We start from the raw sequence: 2,520 nt of genomic DNA, 5'->3' as shown, positions 1-2,520 counted from the left end.
ACAATATATGCAGCCGTGGATTGTCTTAACAGATTCAGTTGGTTAAAAAAAATACTGGAAACTGTAAAATATAGTATTATGAATAAATACAAATACCTATTATTTATCTTATGACAGATCAGACCTAAAAAACAAAAGCACACCGTATAAAAAAAGAAATAAAGACCCTGCGGACAAAGCCTCAATTCATGCCACAATTCTACGATATAAGCAAACAGATATTCTCTTTTAGTTAGATATAGCGCAACATCTCCCGATCTAAATAATGACATGTATGTGTTATAATCTGTCCCCGTCTCATATTGACCGCCACAAACAATAATCCATGGCATAACAAATGACAAAAAACATAACATATATATTACGATGCTACCCTTTTGCAGGGATGCCCATTTACCAGGATATTGCATCGTAAAAAAAAGCGAGTATATAAGTAATAAACAATATATCATCTACTTTTGAAGTGTTTTATTACCACATACTTGTAAATAAATAGACTTAATGCCATAATAACAGCAGAGAACAGACAAGCCCATGAAGCAGATATCGCACCCTTTTGATTGAAGTATTCAATCAAAACAAATGTAAGCAGAATTGCGCAACAATTTCCAATAAACCGTGATATGAAAATCGACCAGTTATTCCCTTTGGATGTTAATTCTTGAGTAAGAATAAAAATAACAGCATTAAAAATACAAGACAGGCAAGTAACTGAAATCACTTGTGATAGACCATCGTAACTTGGGCCATACAACGACTGAATAAAACCGGAACAAAGTATTATTATGATCATAGGGACCGCGACTGAAACTGATGTTATTATTATTAATCGATTTAATATTCTATAATGTGAAGTTTCATCTGATTGTGAAGACGAAAGATGAGATAAAGCTACAGACCTTAATGCTGTAGGAATAAACATTATTGTGCTTCCCCATATAGCCGCTGCCGTATATAATCCCAGTTGACTGTAATCAGTCATTTTCGCTATTATCAACATGAGCAACCAGTTCATAACACCATAAATTGCCTCATGTAATACAACTGGAATAGAAAACAACAGCATCTTCTTGGCTACTTTCTGCACCTCGTTTGTATCAAATTTTAATAGTGACGCCCTACGATGGATTACAATCAGACAAAAAACGGTTACAATAAAATAACATACTGCCAACCCCCAAACCGCTCCATTCAGACCTAATATACAATACAATAAAACACAGCCAATCAGCATCATGAATCCATAAATAATCTTTATTAAGGTTATCTGTTTGAATTCCTTTAGACCCGATAACAATCCAGTTCCAGTTGTATATGAGCCACAAAAAATCAATGCTAAAGACGTGATTTTCAGAGGCATCAAAAATGATCTGGAGCCAAGAAACGACGCTATCTGACTTGAAAATATAAAAAGAGGTATCGCTAAAAACAAACTGAATAAGGTCGAAATCAACAAAGCAGCTATCATTTTTGAAGATAAATCTTTTTCGACATCTGCGTCTGCAATAAAACGAGTGCCTGTAATACCCATTCCAAATGTCGCTACGATACACATATATATTAGCATCTGCTTTACCATACCGAACTCACCGTAGACAGTGTCACCCATACAACGGGCCAGTATCACTCCTGAGATAAGCGACAAGCCATATCCCAATACAGATCCAAGTATTGACCACACAGAATCAGAAATGAGCTTATCACCCTTTAACTTATTGTATATTGAGTTCAAATTCATTTCAGTTAGTCAATCGCAATTATCCGATACGATAAGATGAGACGGCCCGATCACGATTTTATTATAATCACCATACATTTTTGACAAATAATTGTCATAACTATTGGGAATTGGCAAGTCCACATTCTCGAACCTGACACGTCTAAGAGGAAAAATATCTTTATAACTTCGAGCCTTTGTAAAAGTCACACCCAAAGTATGACGCAATCTATCCTTGTTACCAATTCGATCCAACAATCGAATCAATGAGAACAATACATCATTCCATTTATGCAACATCATGGCAGGCTTTACTAGAAACTTACACCTACTAGCAGACCAGTTCAAAATATGAAATTCCAAAGTTCTTAATCGACCGCATATATAGTGTAGTTTTTCAGAGTTCGATTCTTCAAGCTTAAATATATCAACAAACACACCCTTATGAGTATAATATTTAGCTAGTGGTAATGACTCATCAAAAGCGATTTTAGGATTCCTTAACTTGCCAAAATCATATATAAAATACGGATCATTAGAGTTTGTTTGCAAACAATAATCACCTTCTGTATGTGAAAGAACACGTAAAAGCTTCTCATAATCTGGTCTGAGCATCTCTATATCAACATCATCATCCCAAGGGATAAATCCACCATGCCTTACCGCTCCAAGGCATGTTCCAGAAGAAAGCCAGTATGAAATATTATTTTCAGAACAAACCTTGTCTATATATTTAAGAATTTCCAACATCCCCAGCTGAAGGCACCTCAACCTAGACCCATCTGGGTTATACTTTTCTCTAT

The 2,520-nt window shown here is 35.2% G+C and carries 3 protein-coding genes; all 3 read right to left on the bottom strand.

Translation table 11 applies throughout. The features are described from left to right. Positions 1-356, bottom strand: a 356-nt coding sequence (locus tag C5O24_RS14625; protein ID WP_369333078.1) for an EpsG family protein, incomplete at its 3' end; no start/stop codon positions are given. A gap of 92 nt (positions 357-448) precedes the next feature. Further along, positions 449-1,738, bottom strand: a complete 1,290-nt coding sequence (locus C5O24_RS12500) for an oligosaccharide flippase family protein (RefSeq protein WP_107681924.1) — start codon at positions 1,736-1,738, stop codon at positions 449-451. 9 nt (positions 1,739-1,747) lie between these two features. Then, on the bottom strand, positions 1,748-2,520 hold a 773-nt coding region (locus C5O24_RS12495; protein ID WP_107681923.1), incomplete at its 5' end, for a LicD family protein.

It is taken from the genome of Paramuribaculum intestinale (assembly GCF_003024925.1).
Classification (GTDB): domain Bacteria; phylum Bacteroidota; class Bacteroidia; order Bacteroidales; family Muribaculaceae; genus Paramuribaculum; species Paramuribaculum intestinale.
Note: the sequence above shows the minus strand (reverse complement) of the source record. Positions and strands in the feature narration are given on the sequence as shown.

Excerpts from the sequence above, each read along its gene's own strand:
- C5O24_RS12500 (WP_107681924.1), bottom strand. The coding sequence starts at position 1,738 with ATGAATTTGAACTCAATATACAATAAGTTAAAGGGTGATAAGCTCATT.